The organism is Shewanella hafniensis (assembly GCF_019655335.1).
Lineage (GTDB): Bacteria > Pseudomonadota > Gammaproteobacteria > Enterobacterales > Shewanellaceae > Shewanella > Shewanella hafniensis.
Genome location: NZ_BPFD01000017.1, coordinates 1 through 16,390, shown reverse-complemented (window position 1 = coordinate 16,390; position 16,390 = coordinate 1). Strand labels below are relative to the sequence as shown.

General features: G+C 48.4%; 13 protein-coding genes. 3 read left to right on the top strand and 10 right to left on the bottom strand.

Annotated elements, in window-relative coordinates; all coding sequences use genetic code 11:
* Positions 1-6 precede the first annotated feature (6 nt).
* The 3 genes from coxB to lexA all read right to left on the bottom strand — a co-directional run bounded on the left by coxB (position 7) and on the right by lexA (position 3,095).
* Positions 7-1,563, bottom strand: a complete 1,557-nt coding sequence (gene coxB, locus K5Q99_RS07340) for a cytochrome c oxidase subunit II (protein ID WP_220776475.1) — start codon at positions 1,561-1,563, stop codon at positions 7-9.
* A gap of 402 nt (positions 1,564-1,965) precedes the next feature.
* Positions 1,966-2,478, bottom strand: a complete 513-nt coding sequence (locus K5Q99_RS07335; protein WP_006079607.1) for a cell division inhibitor SulA — start codon at positions 2,476-2,478, stop codon at positions 1,966-1,968.
* Positions 2,475-3,095 (bottom strand): transcriptional repressor LexA, encoded by a 621-nt coding sequence (gene lexA, locus K5Q99_RS07330; protein ID WP_106649027.1) that lies wholly within the window; start codon positions 3,093-3,095, stop codon positions 2,475-2,477. The genes K5Q99_RS07335 and lexA overlap by 4 nt, the downstream gene beginning before the upstream one ends.
* Positions 3,096-3,255: 160 nt before the next feature.
* On the opposite strand from lexA, the gene plsB reads away from it, so the two are divergent.
* The 3 genes from plsB to K5Q99_RS07315 all read left to right on the top strand — a co-directional run bounded on the left by plsB (position 3,256) and on the right by K5Q99_RS07315 (position 7,858).
* Positions 3,256-5,679, top strand: a complete 2,424-nt coding sequence (gene plsB, locus K5Q99_RS07325; RefSeq protein ID WP_220776474.1) for a glycerol-3-phosphate 1-O-acyltransferase PlsB — start codon at positions 3,256-3,258, stop codon at positions 5,677-5,679.
* Positions 5,679-6,935: a tryptophan permease gene (gene mtr / locus K5Q99_RS07320; RefSeq protein WP_220776473.1), complete on the top strand. Its 1,257-nt coding sequence runs from the start codon at positions 5,679-5,681 to the stop codon at positions 6,933-6,935. The genes plsB and mtr overlap by 1 nt, the downstream gene beginning before the upstream one ends.
* Positions 6,936-7,084: 149 nt before the next feature.
* The gene (locus K5Q99_RS07315) at positions 7,085-7,858 is read left to right on the top strand and encodes a VOC family protein (RefSeq protein ID WP_220776472.1); all 774 of its coding nucleotides are present in this window, start codon (positions 7,085-7,087) and stop codon (positions 7,856-7,858) included.
* Positions 7,859-7,937: 79 nt separating this feature from the next.
* On the opposite strand, the gene K5Q99_RS07310 is transcribed toward K5Q99_RS07315, so the two are convergent.
* From K5Q99_RS07310 to K5Q99_RS07280, 7 genes are all read right to left on the bottom strand, one after another.
* Complete coding sequence (locus K5Q99_RS07310) at positions 7,938-9,107, bottom strand: ribonuclease T2 family protein (RefSeq protein WP_220776471.1); 1,170 nt, start codon at positions 9,105-9,107, stop codon at positions 7,938-7,940.
* 208 nt (positions 9,108-9,315) lie between these two features.
* The gene (locus tag K5Q99_RS07305) at positions 9,316-12,465 is read right to left on the bottom strand and encodes an efflux RND transporter permease subunit (RefSeq protein ID WP_220776470.1); all 3,150 of its coding nucleotides are present in this window, start codon (positions 12,463-12,465) and stop codon (positions 9,316-9,318) included.
* Positions 12,466-12,474: 9 nt separating this feature from the next.
* Complete coding sequence (locus tag K5Q99_RS07300) at positions 12,475-14,019, bottom strand: efflux RND transporter periplasmic adaptor subunit (RefSeq protein ID WP_220776469.1); 1,545 nt, start codon at positions 14,017-14,019, stop codon at positions 12,475-12,477.
* A gap of 21 nt (positions 14,020-14,040) precedes the next feature.
* Positions 14,041-14,301: a heavy metal-binding domain-containing protein gene (locus K5Q99_RS07295; protein WP_106649035.1), complete on the bottom strand. Its 261-nt coding sequence runs from the start codon at positions 14,299-14,301 to the stop codon at positions 14,041-14,043.
* Positions 14,302-14,569: 268 nt separating this feature from the next.
* Complete coding sequence (locus tag K5Q99_RS07290) at positions 14,570-15,007, bottom strand: hypothetical protein (RefSeq protein WP_246604415.1); 438 nt, start codon at positions 15,005-15,007, stop codon at positions 14,570-14,572.
* Between the two features lie 109 nt (positions 15,008-15,116).
* Positions 15,117-15,572 carry a DUF2057 family protein gene (locus tag K5Q99_RS07285; RefSeq protein WP_220776468.1) on the bottom strand — a complete coding sequence of 152 codons (456 nt, stop codon included), beginning with the start codon at positions 15,570-15,572 and terminating at the stop codon, positions 15,117-15,119.
* Positions 15,573-15,673: 101 nt separating this feature from the next.
* The gene (locus K5Q99_RS07280) at positions 15,674-16,036 is read right to left on the bottom strand and encodes a hypothetical protein (RefSeq protein ID WP_220776467.1); all 363 of its coding nucleotides are present in this window, start codon (positions 16,034-16,036) and stop codon (positions 15,674-15,676) included.
* Positions 16,037-16,390: the final 354 nt, after the last annotated feature.

The window sequence follows — 16,390 nt, the reverse complement described above, 5'->3', positions numbered from 1 at the left end:
AATCCCCTACTGTCCATGGCTTGCGATATCAGCAGGTTGCACTGTATCGCCGGTATTGTTGCCCCAAGCATTGCGCTCATAGGTAATGACTGCTGCGAGTTGCTGTGTGCTGAGTTGTTTGCCAAATGCCTGCATAGCCGTGCCCGTTTTGCCGTGCATCACAATATCGAGATGATTGGCGACGGGCCCAGTGGCGATAGCGCTACCAGCGAGGGCGGGGAAGGCGGGTGGTATGCCAGCTCCCGTTAACTGATGGCAGGCCGCGCAAGTGGTGGTGTAGACAGTTTCACCTTCGGCCATCAGTGCCTCATGGGTGAGCGTGGGGAGACTCGCCGGATCGACTATGGTTGCAGAGTCGACAACTGCTGCGGGCTCAGTTGTAGGTGCGGGTGTTGGGGTCGTGTTGACTGGTGCGGTAGCAGGTGCCTGTGTGCCAGTACTGCCGTTCATATGCTCATTAACATCTTTGGCCTGCACAGCATCGCCAGTATTATTACCCCACGCATTACGCTCATAGGTAATCACAGCGGCAATTTCTTGTGCAGTCAATTGCTTACCAAAGGCTTGCATGGCGGTACCCGCTTTACCGTTAATCACGATTTCAAGGTGGCCGCTGAGCGGTCCCGTTGCTATCGGACTGCCTTTGAGGTGTGGGAATACGCCTTGTAACCCCTCGCCATTAGGCTGGTGGCAGGCTGCGCAGTGACCGAGGTAAACTTGCTCACCTTGGGTCATCAGCTCCTCTTTGCTAAGGGTCTGTGACAATGCAGCTTGAGCAGCTTCTGCCGCCGCGCCTGCAGCTTGTTTTTGCTCCGCTACCCAAGCTTCAAACTCGGCTTCGGGTAAGGCTTGCACTACAATCGGCATAAAACCATGGTCTTTACCGCAGAGTTCGGCGCACTGACCACGGTAAATGCCGGGTTTGTCTATGCGAGTCCAGGCCTCATTGATAAACCCAGGATTAGCATCTTTCTTCACGGCAAAAGCAGGTACCCACCATGAATGAATGACGTCTTCTGAGGTCATTAAAAAGCGAATTTTGCGGTTTATCGGCAGCACGAGCGGCTTATCGACCTCCAAAAGGTAGTGTTCACCCTTGGTTTCGGTACCGTCGATTTGTGTTCTTGGGGTTGCGAGTATGCTGTAAAAATCAATGTCTTGATCGAAATAGCTGTAGTGCCATTTCCATTGGGAACCTGTGACTTTAACGGTGAGATCGGCATTGCTGGGATCTTCCATCGCAATTAAGGTTTTTGTCGCTGGAATCGCCATTAAGATCAAAATGATAAATGGCAGAATCGTCCAAGCGATTTCAACTTTAGTGCTTTCGTGAAAGTGCGACGCGACAGCGCCTTTGGATTTTCTGTGATTGATCATGGCGTAAATCATCACGCCAAAGACCACAAGGCCAATGGCGCAGCAGATATACAAGATGGTCATGTGCAAGTGATAAACCTTGCCACTGATCTCGGTTACGCCAGGGGTCATGTTGAACCGCATGTCCGCGGCGGCCAACGGTGGTGCGAATAACACCACGAGTAAACAATACAACAATTGCTTCACAAGACTTCTCCTCTGCCAATTGCGAATAGCAACTACAAAGAAGAGCAACACAGTAAGTCTCAACTCTATGCAAACTCTTCAGTTCCCAAAAAAGCTTTTTTGACTTCAACGTGCGTTGGCGGCTGTTACTTTTAATTAAGTATTATTACTGCTGGTATTAGCCACGCTGGCACATACGACTGAAATAAATCTGTTCTCTATTTTTAGTGGCATTTTGAACGCGATAACGGCTCGATTTATTTGCCACGGGCGGCGATATATCATCGCCGACTAAACCAACCATACTTGCTGTTTAAATATTGATCAAGATCACTTATTTATCTAATTGTCTGAAAAATTGCCAAAAAAAAGCCTCACATTCATAGGCGAGGCGGCTTTCAAGGTAAAAAATTAAATGAATATTTAATGCACAGCGCTAAAAAAAGATTGTTGGCCGAAGAGGCTACCTTGCTCAATGCGTACGTCGCCATGTAAGTGACTGTTTACGTCTTCTAGCACTATGCCCATGGCGCGGGCACTTTTAGCGACAATTTGTAGGCGACGATTATCGCGTGCATCCAATGATTGGGTCCAAGTAATAACCGCACTGGACGTACCACTTGTTAAGGCTTTTTCCATCGCCCACAGGGTTTCGACTTCATCTTTAGCGTGTACCAGCAAGACTCTGTCCATACGCACGCCAGCGTTGGCGAGCATTTGTTTGTAGCCAATACTCGGCGGGTTGATGAGCACTAACCAACGGCCCTGTTGGCTTAACTGGGCGAGTTGCGCGCTCAGATGGATTAATTCTTGGCGACCTTGAGTCTTAGTTGGCATGCAGGCGATAGGTGCATGGTGCCAGTCATAGTCGGCATCACGTACTTCATCGAGCCACAAGCCCGGATGGCGGGGTGCATTGCCAAGTAGTTTGTTCATAGCCAATCTCCATTACGGATCACACCGACGGCGAGTCCTTCAATTGTTAAACTTTGATAGCCTAAATCCACTTTTATCGGGGAATAGTCTTCATTTTCGGCGTGTAGATAGACCACATTGCCTTTTTTTTCGAAACGTTTAACAGTGACATCGTCGTCGACTCTAGCGACAACCACTTGACCATTTCTAGCTTGTTGTACTTTATGAACAGCCAGCAAATCTCCTTCGAGAATGCCGATATTCTTCATGCTGTCGCCTTTAACCCGCAGTAAAAAATCGGCGGCGGGATGGAACATGCTCGGGTCGACTTGGTAGTACTGTTCGACATGTTCTTGGGCAAGAATAGGTTCGCCAGCAGCCACTTGACCGATAAGTGGTAAACCTGTTTCAGTTAAATCTTCGACTTCCGCAGGTAGGCGAATGCCCCGCGAAGTGCCCGGCATGATCTCAATGCAGCCCTTTTTCGCCAACGCTTTAAGGTGTTCTTCAGCCGCATTGGCGCTCTTAAAACCTAAACGGGTCGCGATTTCTGCCCGTGTGGGTGGCATGCCAGTATCGGCAATATTTCGTTTAATTAGCTCTAAAATTTCAGCTTGGCGTGGCGTCAAAGGTCTCATGGTGTTTCCTGTTTTTCTATACAGTTACTGTTAGTATATACAGTATTATTTGCAGCGCAAGTATTAACCACTTTTTAGCTATGTTGGAGAGAATTAGCGAATATTACCCATAGTCTGGTATTCTATCGGGCTAGTAAACGTACTTAATTGCATAAGAATAATGCCTAAACACGACTCTCTTTGGTTGAAATCATTACGCTGGATCCAAAAACACTTAGTGCACACTATTGTTGTGCCTCAGGATCCCTTTGCCGATCTGAATCTGGATGCCTCCAGACCCCTTGCTTATGTGATGAAAACGGAATCGCTGAGTGACATCGCTGCCCTGAGTGAAATAACGGCAAAGTTAGGACTACCGAGCCCCTATGAGCCTTTAGTGGCGAATGGTGTGATTGCGCCTCGGGTTGTCTGCCTCCAGGGGCGTAAGCCGCTGTTTGGCGAGCGTGCCGGTAACGAGCCTTTCCTCGAATGCTTTATGCGTTTGTTAGCCGTGCATAAGGAGCGCCCTGAATTGGATATTCAACTGGTGCCCGTGAGCCTGTATTGGGGCCGCACACCAGGGAAAGAAGACGACACTATGAAGGCGGCTGTGTTTGAACGGGAAAACCCGACTTGGCTGCGTAAGTGTCTGATGATTCTGTTCTTAGGTCGACATAACTTCGTGCAGTTTTCGAATGCGGTATCCCTGCGTTATATGGCCGACGAGCATGGCACAGACATGGGTATCGCCCATAAGTTAGCGCGGGTCGCGCGGGTGCATTTCCGTCGTCAACGCAAGGTGATGACAGGGCCTGTGCTGCCAAATCGCCAAGCACTGTTTCATTCGTTGCTCAAATCTGAATCGTTGCGTAAAGCGATTCAAGAAGAAGCCGTCAGTAAGAAGATTTCAGAGACCCAAGCGCGCGAGACAGCCATTGAGTATCTCGATGAAATCGCTGCCGATTACTCAGATAGTTTAGTTCGTATTGCCGAGCGTTTCTTAACTTGGTTATGGAACAAGCTTTACAGCGGGATCAATATCAAAGGTGCCGAGCAAGTTCGCCAGTTGCACCACGATGGTCACGAGATTGTTTATGTGCCTTGCCATCGCAGTCACATGGATTACCTGCTGTTATCGTATATTTTGTACTATCAAGGTATGGTTCCGCCGCACATTGCCGCTGGTATTAACCTCAACTTCTGGCCTGCTGGACCTATGTTCCGTCGCGGTGGTGCCTTCTTTATCCGCCGTAGTTTTAATGGCAACAAGCTGTATACCGCAGTATTCCGTGAGTATTTAGATCAACTGTTTGCTAAAGGTTATTCGGTGGAATATTTCTCCGAAGGCGGCCGCTCACGTACGGGGCGTCTATTGGCGCCCAAAACTGGCATGATCGCCATGACGATGAACAGCGTACTGCGCGGTATCGAGCGTCCAGTCACGCTAGTGCCTGTGTATTTAGGCTACGACCATGTGATGGAGGTAGCGACTTACCATAAAGAATTAAGCGGTAAGAAAAAGAAAAAAGAATCTGTGTGGCAAGTGTTTGGCGCGATCCGCAAACTGGGTAATTTCGGCCAAGGTTATGTGAACTTTGGCGAGCCCATTACCCTGCAAAACTTCTTAAATGAGCGTGCGCCAAACTGGCGTAATGAGGTAGCCGATGATCCTGAGCAAAAACCGAGTTGGTTAACGCCAGCGGTAAACGTGCTAGCGAATCGAGTGATGACACGTATCAATGATGCGGCGGCAGCGAGTTCAGTGACCTTGACGAGCTTAGTGTTGCTGGCGACAGATCAAAATGCCTTAGAGCGCGGTCTGTTGGAGCGTCAGCTTGATTTGTATCTGACCCTACTCAAAAAAGTGCCTTATACTGCTTACACTTCGGTTGCCGAAGGTGATGGCAAGCATCTAGTGCAGCAAGGTTTAGATTTGAACAAGTTTGTTGTTAGTGCCGATCCTTTAGGGGAAATCGTGTCTATCGAAGCGAGTCAGGCTGTGTCCATGACTTACTATCGTAACAATATCATCCACTTATTTATCGTGCCGTCATTAATTGCGAGCTGTTTAACGCATAATGAGCAGATCCCGCGTCAGCAAGTGGTGTCAATCGTTGCCGATTTTTATCCGCTACTGAAAGCAGAACTCTTTATGGGCATTAAAGATGTACCTGCCTATGTCAACCAAGTGCTGGATTTCTTCATTGAACAAGGGTTAGTGGTCGAGACTGATACCTTAGCTGTCGTGCCAGAGCACACTAGCCAACTATTATTGTTAGCCAGTTCAGTGAGCGAGACCTTGCAACGCTATGCGATTATTTTCAATCTGTTAGCAAACAGACCTAAGATGGAGCGCTCAGAACTTGAGTCTGAGAGCCATCTACTTGCCCAGCGTTTAGGCGCTTTGCATGGCATTACTGCGCCTGAGTTCTACGATAAAAAACTCTACGGAACCTTGAGTGTTAAGCTCAAAGAATTGGGCTATCTGGCAGATAACCAAGATAAGTCCAATATCAATCGCATCCGAGATCAAGCCAATAGCTTATTACGTCCGTCAGTGAGACAAACGATAGTGGCGAGTGTCACCGCGGAGCACATAGTTTAATGGCAAATCATATGAATGCGGCTAAGCATAAGCCCGCAGGTAAGTCCTTGCTCGGCGGCGCCATGATTATTGCTGGCACGACCGTAGGTGCTGGGATGTTTTCTCTGCCCGTGGTCGGTGCGGGTATGTGGTTTGGCTATTCGATTTTAATGTTATTGGGTATTTGGTTTTGCATGTTGATGTCGGGCTTATTGTTGCTCGAAACCAATTTGCATTTCGAACCCGGTGCCAGCTTCGATACCTTAACTAAGCAAACCCTCGGACAGTTTTGGCGGATAGTGAACGGCGTTTCTATCGCGTTCGTGCTGTATATTTTGACCTATGCCTATATCAGCGGCGGTGGTTCGATTGTAAACCACAGCTTGCAGGGCATGGGAATTGAGTTACCGCAAAGTGTGGCAGGGCTAGTGTTCGCCATAGTGTTGGCGAGCATAGTGTTGATCAGTACTAAAGCCGTGGATCGTATTACCACGATTATGCTCGGCGGTATGATCATTACCTTCTTCCTCGCTATCGGTAACTTACTGATCGAAATCGATGTGACTAAGTTGCTCGAACCCGATGGTAATAACAGCTTTTCACCATATCTGTGGGCGGCGCTGCCCTTTGGTCTTGCCAGCTTTGGCTACCATGGTAACGTTCCCAGCTTAGTGAAGTATTACGGCAAAGATTCCGCCACCATTATCAAGGCGATTTTCGTCGGCACCTTTATCGCGCTGGTGATTTATGCCTGTTGGTTAGTGGCGACTATGGGCAATATTCCCCGCAGCCAGTTTATCGATATTATTGCCCAAGGCGGCAATATGGGTGTCTTGGTGGGCGCTTTGTCTGAGGTGATGGCGAGTAGCTGGTTAAACAGTATGTTGACCCTGTTTGCTAACTTGGCCGTGGCCTCATCTTTCTTAGGGGTGACCTTAGGTTTGTTTGATTATCTCGCCGACTTGTTTGGTTTTGACGATTCACGCTCGGGCCGGATGAAAACCGCGTTAGTGACCTTTGTGCCGCCAACGATTTTAGGATTACTGTTCCCCGACGGCTTCTTAGTGGCGATTGGCTTTGCGGCATTAGCGGCGACAGTGTGGGCGGTAATCGTCCCGGCACTGATGGCCTATAAATCGCGGCAGTTATTCCCCGAGAGCACAGGTTTTAGAGTGATTGGCGGTACACCGTTAATTATTCTTGTGGTGTTATTCGGCATAGTCACGGGTGCTTGTCATCTGCTCGCGATGGCAAATTTATTGCCGCAATATTCCTAATTTGTTTCGATGATTTAAGCCCTCTGCGTAAGGGCTTTTTTGTATTTGGCCATTGAGTTTTAATCCTGCAGATCTTTTTTATCCCGATACTGGACAGAAGCCCGAACTCAGGCTTAACTCGAATGATTGTAAAAATGAAGGAGCCAATGATGAAAATTACTCAGTACGCACAAGGACATGCATGTTGGGTTGAACTCGCAAGCCACGATTGGCAAGCTGCTAAGGCATTTTATCAAGCGTTATTTGGTTGGGACTCAGTTGAAATGCCTATCCCAGAAGGTCATTTTTCGCTATTTAATTTAGCAGGTGATGATTTAGGCGCCATGTACCAAATTCCTGAGTCCGAGTCGCAGATCCCCAGTCATTGGCGTGTCTACTTTGCCGTGGATGATATGGATGCCAGCATTGCAGCTATTCAAGCTGCGGGCGGCCAAGTGCACATGGGGCCGCATATTGTGGGAGATGCGGGGGTGATGGCGCAGGTGAGCGATCCGCAAGGCGCACGTTTTGCACTGTGGCAAGCGAAGAACCATATCGGTGCTCGCCGTCAGGGTGAACTCAATACCCTTTGCTGGGTTGAACTGGCTTGTAAAGAACCATGCGCTGAAGAAGCCTTTTACTGCAAAATATTCCCTTGGACTAACACGCCCAGCGATATGCCAGACATCGAATACTCTGAGTGGCAAGTTGATGGGCAATCCATCGGCGGTATGATGACCATAATGCCCGAATGGGGCGATATCTCTCCCCATTGGCTGCTTTATTTTGCCGTAGCCGATTGCGATGCATTTGCAGAAAAAGCCCAAGCCTTAGGCGCACAAGTGTGCATTCCGCCTAGTGATATCCCCGATGTGGGTCGATTCTCTGTGATAGCTGATGCTCAAGGTGCCACCTTTGCGGTGATCGAGCTTAATCAGATGTAAGGCCATATTTAGGACGAGTCATATTTAAGATTAAAAACGGCGACACTCAGTCGCCGTTTTTATTCGTCTAACCATTTGTTTAATTAGCATTATCAATCATGATTGTCTCAGGGCAGGAGCCTCTGCCTGCTTTACTTGCTTTGGCGAGTAGACTAGGTAAGGAGTCTGAGGCTTTAATGACCTCGGGCAAGTTAATGCGGATTTCACTCAGTAATCCCTTGCCACATTCTAGGCTCATTTTAACGTGAGCACCTTGACCAAAACTGCTGTCAAAGCTTTGGTTTAGTTCACTTTTACTGACACTCTTACCTATGTTGTCATGAATATACTTTTGCACCCATGCCGAGGCGTTTACGGCTTGGGTCAGCTGGGCTGCCAGCAAAAAGTACTCGTTAGGATCTTGGCTACGGCAAGTGCCGTGTTTCCACCATTCGTGGCGTTCTAAACAGGTGCCATATTGGGCGCTTGGCATGACTTCTTCTAAATTTTTGCGCACAGATGGATTCAGTTCAAACTCAGGATAAGTACAGAAATCATTTGGTTGTAGTTTGACAGTGCTGCAATAACCGTAACGCGTGCCGCATTGTTGTTTATTCGGCCACAGTCCGTGCAGGCTGAAGTGTTGCCACTGGCTCGATTCAGGCGTTTGGCTGAGGGCGCGACATTCGGCTTTGCGGCGGCCATAGAGTTCACAAAAGGTACTTTGCCAGCTTAAGGCCAGCACGTTGGCGTCAAATTCACCGCCGATTTGGCATTGATCTCCTTGGCGTTTCTCTGGTCTGCCATGCTCTTTAAGGCTATCTCGGCTTTTGGCTTTAATGTCCGATGCCGTGGTGGTTTGCGCGGGTTCTACCGCTGTTGCAGGTGTCGATACATTACTGCCTGCAATATTAGACAGATACTGACCACAATCGCCACTAATCCACCGCATGGGAGACTTCATTGCGTTGGTGCGTACTCGTAGCCAGTCAGGTTTAGCGCTGTTGCCGAGGATTTCGAGTACCGGATAGCGCTCACCAATATTGCTCTGCCATTGATCTGGATTCGTCTGCTTATTTTTCGATTGAAATAGCTCACAGCGTTTATCGGCAACAAACTCACCGGTCGCGGGCGCGGCAAAGGCAGGTGCTGCTGAAATCATTAGCGCAGCGCATAAACCGAACGCCGCAAATAACGTACGCGATAGGCTTTTAAGGGAAAGTGCTTGCGGCCATATCCGGCGGATGGTCAAACAAAATGGCTTAATCATGTGATGGAATCCTTTCTGCTGCAGTAAGTCGGGTCAATCCTGTGGTGCGCTAAGTTAATGGTACACATAAGCGTTATAAACTAAGAGGCTTATTTTACTCAGAGTGATGTGTAGCACGGCTGCTAAATTAGATTTTTAATCTGATTGAATGAAAAATCCCCTCAAACCCTAATAGCTTGAGGGGATTTTTATGGGTGCTCTCTTGCCGTTAACTTACGTGCGCAGCATCTTTGTTTAATTTACGCGAGTAAATCAGTAGATAGAGTGCAGGCAGGAAAAACAGCGACAGTATGGGCGCTGTGACCATACCGCCTACCATAGGTGCGGCGATTTTTTGCATTACATCGTTACCCGAACCCGCGCCCCACATAATGGGCAGTAGGCCGAAGAAGATGGTTGCCACTGTCATCGCTTTGGGGCGGATCCGCATCACAGCACCTTCAATTAAGGCTTCTTTCAAGTCATTGACGCTGTGGTAATTATCTTTTTCTTGCCTGTGTTTGATGGCGTTATTGAGGTACACCAACATCACCACTCCAAACTCGGCGGCGACACCCGCTAAGGCAATCATACCGACAGCGACGGCCACTGAGATGTTGTAATCCAGCAGATACAACAACCAAGTGCTACCGACCAATGCGAAGGGGAGGCTTAGCATAATAATGCTGGCTTGAATGGTGGAGCCGAAGGTCATCATCAGCAGGATGAAGATCACGGCTAACGCCATAGGGATCACTTGTTTAAGCTTAGCATCGACTCTTTGCATATATTCGTACTGACCCGCAAAGCTATAGCTGTAACGGGGCGGGACGACGAGTTCAGCGTCTAAGGCAGTTTTCGCGCTGGCGATATACTCACCGATAGAGGTGCCCTCGATATCGATAAACACCCAAGAGATTAAGCGGCCATTCTCACTCTTTAACATAGGCGCGCCATCGTTAATTTCGATGTCGGCCAAGTTACGTAGCGGCAGATAATGCCCTGACTTAGTGATCACGGGCAGCTCGCGCAGTTTCTCAATATTGTCGCGCAGCTCACGGGGATAACGCAGGTTGATAGGATAGCGTTCGGCGCCTTGCACCGACTCGCCAATGTCCATACCGCCGATGGCGTAACGCACCACATCTTGAATATCCTGCAACGTCATACCGTAACGTGCGGCTACATCCAGTTTCGGACTGATATCGATATAACGCCCGCCGCCACTTCGCTCAGCATAAGCCGACTTAGTGTGCGGCACTTTGCTTAAGATAGCTTCAATCTTAGTGCCTAGACTTTGTAACTCGTTAACATCGGCACCGGTGATTTTTATGCCGACAGGGGTTTTTATTCCCGTCGAGAGCATGTCGATACGGGTCTTGATGGGTTGCACCCAAGCATTGGTGAGTCCTGGTACTTTGACGGTTTGCTGTAGCTGGGCAATGATGCCGTCCAGCGTCATGCCTTCACGCCATTCGTCATGGGGTTTAAGCATGATAGTGGTTTCAAGCATGGTCAGCGGCGCGGGGTCGGTCGCGGTTTCGGCGCGGCCTACTTTGCCAAACACGCGGGCTACTTCGGGCACGGTTTTGATTAACCGGTCGGTTTGCTGCAACACTTCGGCGGCCTTGCTGGCACTGATGCCGGGCAATGCCGTTGGCATGTAGAGTAAATCGCCTTCTTCGAGGGCGGGCATAAACTCGCTGCCCATGCGGGTCATAGGATACCAAGCGCTGGCCAGCGCGACTAAGGCTAACATCAGGGTGACTTTAGGAAATTTAAGTACCAGTTTGAGTGACGGTTGATAAATCGCGATCAAGAAACGGCTGATGGGATTGCTGCGTTCGCTGGGGATTTTGCCGCGAATAAAGTAACCCATCAAAATCGGCACTAAGGTAATGGATAAAAAGGCCGCCGCTGCCATGGCGAAGGTTTTAGTGTAGGCCAATGGCGCGAATAATCGACCTTCCTGCGCCTCGAGTGCAAACACAGGTACAAAGCTTAAGGTGATAATAATTAATGAGAAAAATAGCGCAGGGCCGACTTCAATCGAGGCCTCGGTGACGATGCGCCAATGCTCTTTTGTATCGGGTTCGCGCTCATGTTCCGCTTTAAAATGCTCTAAATGCTTGTGCAAGTTTTCGATCATCACAATCGCGCCATCCACCACGGCGCCGATAGCAATGGCGATACCGCCAAGGCTCATGATATTGGCGTTAACACCCATCTTATTCATCACGATAAAGGCGATAAGGATGGATAGCGGCAGGGTGATCACGGCCACGAGTGTCGAGCGCGCATGCAGTAAAAACAGCAAGCAGACTAAGCCGACCACCAACATTTCTTCGACGACCTTGCTAAATAGGTTGTCGACGGACTTAAGAATCAAGTGAGATCTGTCATAGGTGGGGATAATCTCCACCCCATCGGGTAAACCTGCCTTGAGTTCTTCGAGTTTTGCTTTCACCGCATCAATTGTCGCTAGGGCGTTTTCGCCGTAACGCATCACCACAATGCCGCCAACGACTTCGCCTTCGCCGTCGAGTTCGGCAATGCCGCGGCGAGAGGCTGGGCCTTTACGCACAGTGGCAACATCTTTGAGGGTTAAACCTGTGCCAGAAGGGCTAGTGATGCCAAGGGGGATTTCACGGAAATCCTCTAGCGTCTGGCGATAGCCTTTGGCGCGCACCATGTATTCAGCTTCGGCCATCTCGATCACTGAGCCGCCCGCTTCGCTGTTGGCTTTGTCTATGGCTTGCTTAATGGTGGCGATATCCAGCTTGTAGATCGCCATTTTATCGGGCTCGAGCACTATCTGATAGGTTTGCTCCATGCCGCCGACAGTGGCGACTTCAGACACGCCCGCTACGCTTTGCAGCTCTAGCTTGAGATACCAATCCTGCAGACTCTTGAGTTGCGATAAATCTAAATTGCCGGAGCGATCGACTAGCGCATATTCAAACACCCAACCGACGCCAGATGCATCGGGGCCGAGGGAAGGTTGCACATTTTGTGGTAAACGGCTGCTGATCTGACTTAGGTATTCAAGCACCCGTGAGCGAGCCCAGTAAATGTCGGTGCCATCTTCAAAAATCACATAAACGTAGGAGTCGCCGAACATGGAATAACCACGCACGGTTTTGGCACCAGGTACAGCTAACATGGCGGTCGACAAGGGATAAGTCACTTGTTCTTCAACCAATTTTGGCGCTTGACCAGGATAAGGGGTTTTAATGATCACTTGCACATCGGATAAATCCGGCAGCGCATCGAGCGGCGTTTTGCGCAGCTCCTGTACGCCCCAAACAGTGATCATGATGGCGATAATCAACACCATAAATCGCTGCCTGATGGACGCCTCGATAATATATTTCAACATAACGCGCTCCTAGTGCTGATGACCGCTGCTTAAACGCATTAAACTGCCCTTGAGGCTGGCTTCAGAGTCGAGTAAAAATTGCCCCGAAATCACCACACGTTCACCTTCATCCAGGCCTGAAATAATCTCGGCCTTGCCTTGGCTCATCATGCCGACGGTTACGGCCTTGGCAGTAAAGCTGTCGTCGCTTTGCTTAACGATTACGCGGTTTTCTTTACCCGTTTGGATTAAAGCTTCCTGCGGGATCACTAGCACATCTCTATTCGGGCCACCAAATAGTGAGACTTTGGCGAGGGTTTTAGGTCTTAAATCGACGTCGTTATTGTTGAGCACCACTCGTACTCGCAGGCTGCGAGTGACAGGATCAAGTTCAGGGTAGATGTAATCGATTGTGCCTTCGACGCCGCTGATATTCATGGCGGGGACGGCGACTTCGGCCTTCTGACCTTTGGCAATCCAGCTTTGCTCATTCTCAAATACGTCGGCAATCACCCAGACTTTAGACAGATCCACCACAGACATGACTTCGGTTGACGGTTGGATATACATGCCATCGCGAACATCGAGGGCTTTCACTATGCCGTCTTCTTTGGCGTAGAAAGGTACCCGATATTGAGTTTGATGTGATTCCGCTAATTGTTTGATTTGTTTGTCGTTAAAACCGAGGAAAGATAAGCGTAAGCCCGCATTACGCACCAAATCTTTGTAGCGACCTTGGCCGTTTGCTTTAGCTGTGTCTATCGCAAGCAGGTAGTCATCTTGGGCGTTGATTAAATCGGGGGAGTAGATCTCATAGATTAGCTGGTCTTTCTTGACGGTATCACCCACGGATTTGATCATCAGCTTTTCAATCCAGCCGGTAACACGGGCATGGATATGGGTGATCTGGCTTTCGTCATAGTCGATTTGACCGACGGTTTCGACGAATTTCCACAGTGTGTCGCGTTCAACCTTGGCCACCTTTAACGCCAACGCTTGCTGCATACTGCCGGAAACATTGATGTTGATTTCTTGGGTATTGCCGCCCGTTTCAACTTTTTCTAAGTTCATACCGCAGATAGGGCAAGTGCCTGGGACATCACTAATAATGTGGGCATGCATAGGGCAAACGTACTTGATTGTTGTCACGTTATTTTGGGTTTTAACTAAACTGTCGGCCTTAAGTGCAGGAGTATCAAATACTTGACTCGAAGCCTTGGCAGCAGAGGTTTGCCCATGCTCAGAGGCCTGATGATCGGCGGCTTGATGCTGTGCATGCTCGGCAGCAGGGCTCTCGGCATCGAGTTTTTCGACCAAAAACATATTGCACTTAGGGCAGCGACCGGGCTCATGGCTGATCACTTCGGGGTGCATAGGGCAAGTGTAGGTTTTCACTTGATTTAACGGGTTGTTTTTAGGTGCAGTGGCGGATTGTGTCACTGCAGCTTCGGTCGCAACGGGTTCTTGTGTGCTCGCCAGTTGGGCATGGCTCAGCCAAGTCGTACTGATGAGTAAGCTACTCAAGATCAGTACGGCCTTAGGGGCCTGCTTTTTTGCGGTATTAAATTGGTTCATATGCCTCATCTCCAGCCTAGCTTAGTGGTGTTCGTGCGCGTTGTGCATCGCACCTTCAGCTGTTTTTGCTTCCGTCGCTTTTGGCTCTAAATCCATACCACATTTAGGGCAGGAATCGCCTTTAGTGCCTGTTACTTCGGGGTGCATAGGGCAAACATAGGTTTGTGCTTGTTGCTGCGGATTTGCATTGTCGTGTTGATGTTCGTGCGGCGTAGCTGTGGCAAACACGTTAGTGCTGGTCAGCAAGAATGCAATTAAGGCGAGATTAGTTAGGGTTTTCATATTATTCACTCCATCGGATTAACGGCCGAATATGAGCGCATAAACGTCTGTGAGCACAGCAGATCAAAGCGGTTCGCTTTGATAGACGGATTAATGCCACAACTTGGCATTCGGCTCAGTTATCAACGTTTTGCGAGACTCTGGTGCACGATTTAACGATAAGGCACCACAATAAACGGCTAATTTGGGTGTTAGCTTAGGGCTAACTGGATTGTCGTTTTAGCTTGGCTTCTTTAAGGGCGATTTACCCATTAAGCGCAAAGTAGGCCTAGGCTATCGGTGGTTTAAAGGCCGAAGACAAAGAGATCGAGTGGAAATGAGGCATAGGAGTGGCCATTGCAGTATCGCTCATGCTCACACTTGGCCAGAGGTGTGGGCTGAATAGAGTGCCAGCGACTGAAATCGTCAAACAATGACCACAATCATTTGAACATGATGTGGTGCCATCACAGCAATGCTGTTTCGCGCCGGGAAGCATTTTATCGTTGCAGCAATCCGCGTTGGCCATTGAATGTGAGTCAGAAGGGTTCTCAGTGTTCATCTGCATCATGGCAGCATGGTGCATTTGGGAGGAAGCTTCATGATTCATCGCACTCATATCCATAGTGTGTGGCACCATGGCGTGACCATTAGACACAACACTTTGCCCGACGAGTGCGAGTAAAGTGAACATGACTAAAAAGTAACGACCGAGTGTGTGATGCATAAGTATTCCAAATGATGAACGGCTCGATTCTAGCATAGAGGCATTATGCTGTAATGATTTAACTCACATTTAAGCACATGCCTCAAATTAAATATTTTGCTTATCTAAATTAGAATGCAGGATTGCTGACGAGCATTTTCGCCATCAGTTGGCTGTGGTTTTGCAATGGGTATTCGCCCGCTCTATCACCATTAATACTGAGTTGAATCGTTGGATATTTAATAAATTGGCGCGCTTCAGTTTCAGTCATTATGTTTGGCGGCGTGATTTGGTAACTGTCACTTGCCTTTACATCCAACACTAAGTAAAGCGGTTCTGATTTAACCCAGTTGCCATTATCATCGGCGCGATAATTAAATATATCCTGATATTTTAGCTCGATCAGTACTTTTCCCGCGGTGAGTTGAATAGGTTTAAAGGGTGTCGCTGGTTCACCATTGATACTGATAACACTGAGCGCCTCTGTACTTTTTAAGCTGGCGGCTGTCACTGTGGTGCTACTTAATAAGGCATCGATAACGAAAGTAAGGCCTAGTAAGCTTTTGTTCAATAAAGTGGTTTTCATAATAAACTCCAAAAATTCTCTGTACCTAGTTGCAGTGCGAATATGCAGCGGCGCAAGCTAAGGTGTTTAGTCGGTTTTACGTTGTAAAAAACGAGTGACGTTTACAGTGAATAGGAGTTAGGAGGCGGTGTGGTGAGCCCGAGGTCGGCAGTTTGCATCGCCCAGCCTTGGATGGCAATACGCTTGTTTGCTGGGTTGGCGAAGGCCAGTTCTAGCACTGCAGGCTCAAGGTAAAGTGATGATAGGCAATGGGTTTGACAATGATTTGTCATACTATCTTGGCTGTGTTGCAAGCAATCGGATGCAGCACAATCTGGCATGGTGCAGTTCATTTCTGCATCCATCATCAGCATGGTTTGACTGCTGTGGCCATTAATGTTGGCTGAAGTTGGCATAGCACTCACCATCGCCGATTGGGCGATTAGCGAAAATAACACTGCTATGGTGATCCAAAATTTAGCCATGATAACTCGGAAAATTGATTGCTTACCCTTAGAGACCTTAGTTAGCCCGATAAAGTTTCATATACGGTTCAAATTTTAATTTTTAATGATTTATTTCTCCGCCTCCTTCAATAATTAAACAAAACCTCGACCGGATCACATTTCTATTTTCTAGAAATGATATCAATAGTTATTGATTCTCAAAGGGGAAATCTCATCGCGATAATCGCTAACTTGCGATTATGGGATGATTGCATTAGCTTTAGTTAAGGTGCATTGCAGCTCAGCTAGCGGTTTTTACCAAATGTCGTCCTAATAGTTAGAGCTAAGTCTCATTTTGCGCTTTTAAGGTTAATTTAATCGGCAAATTTCGGC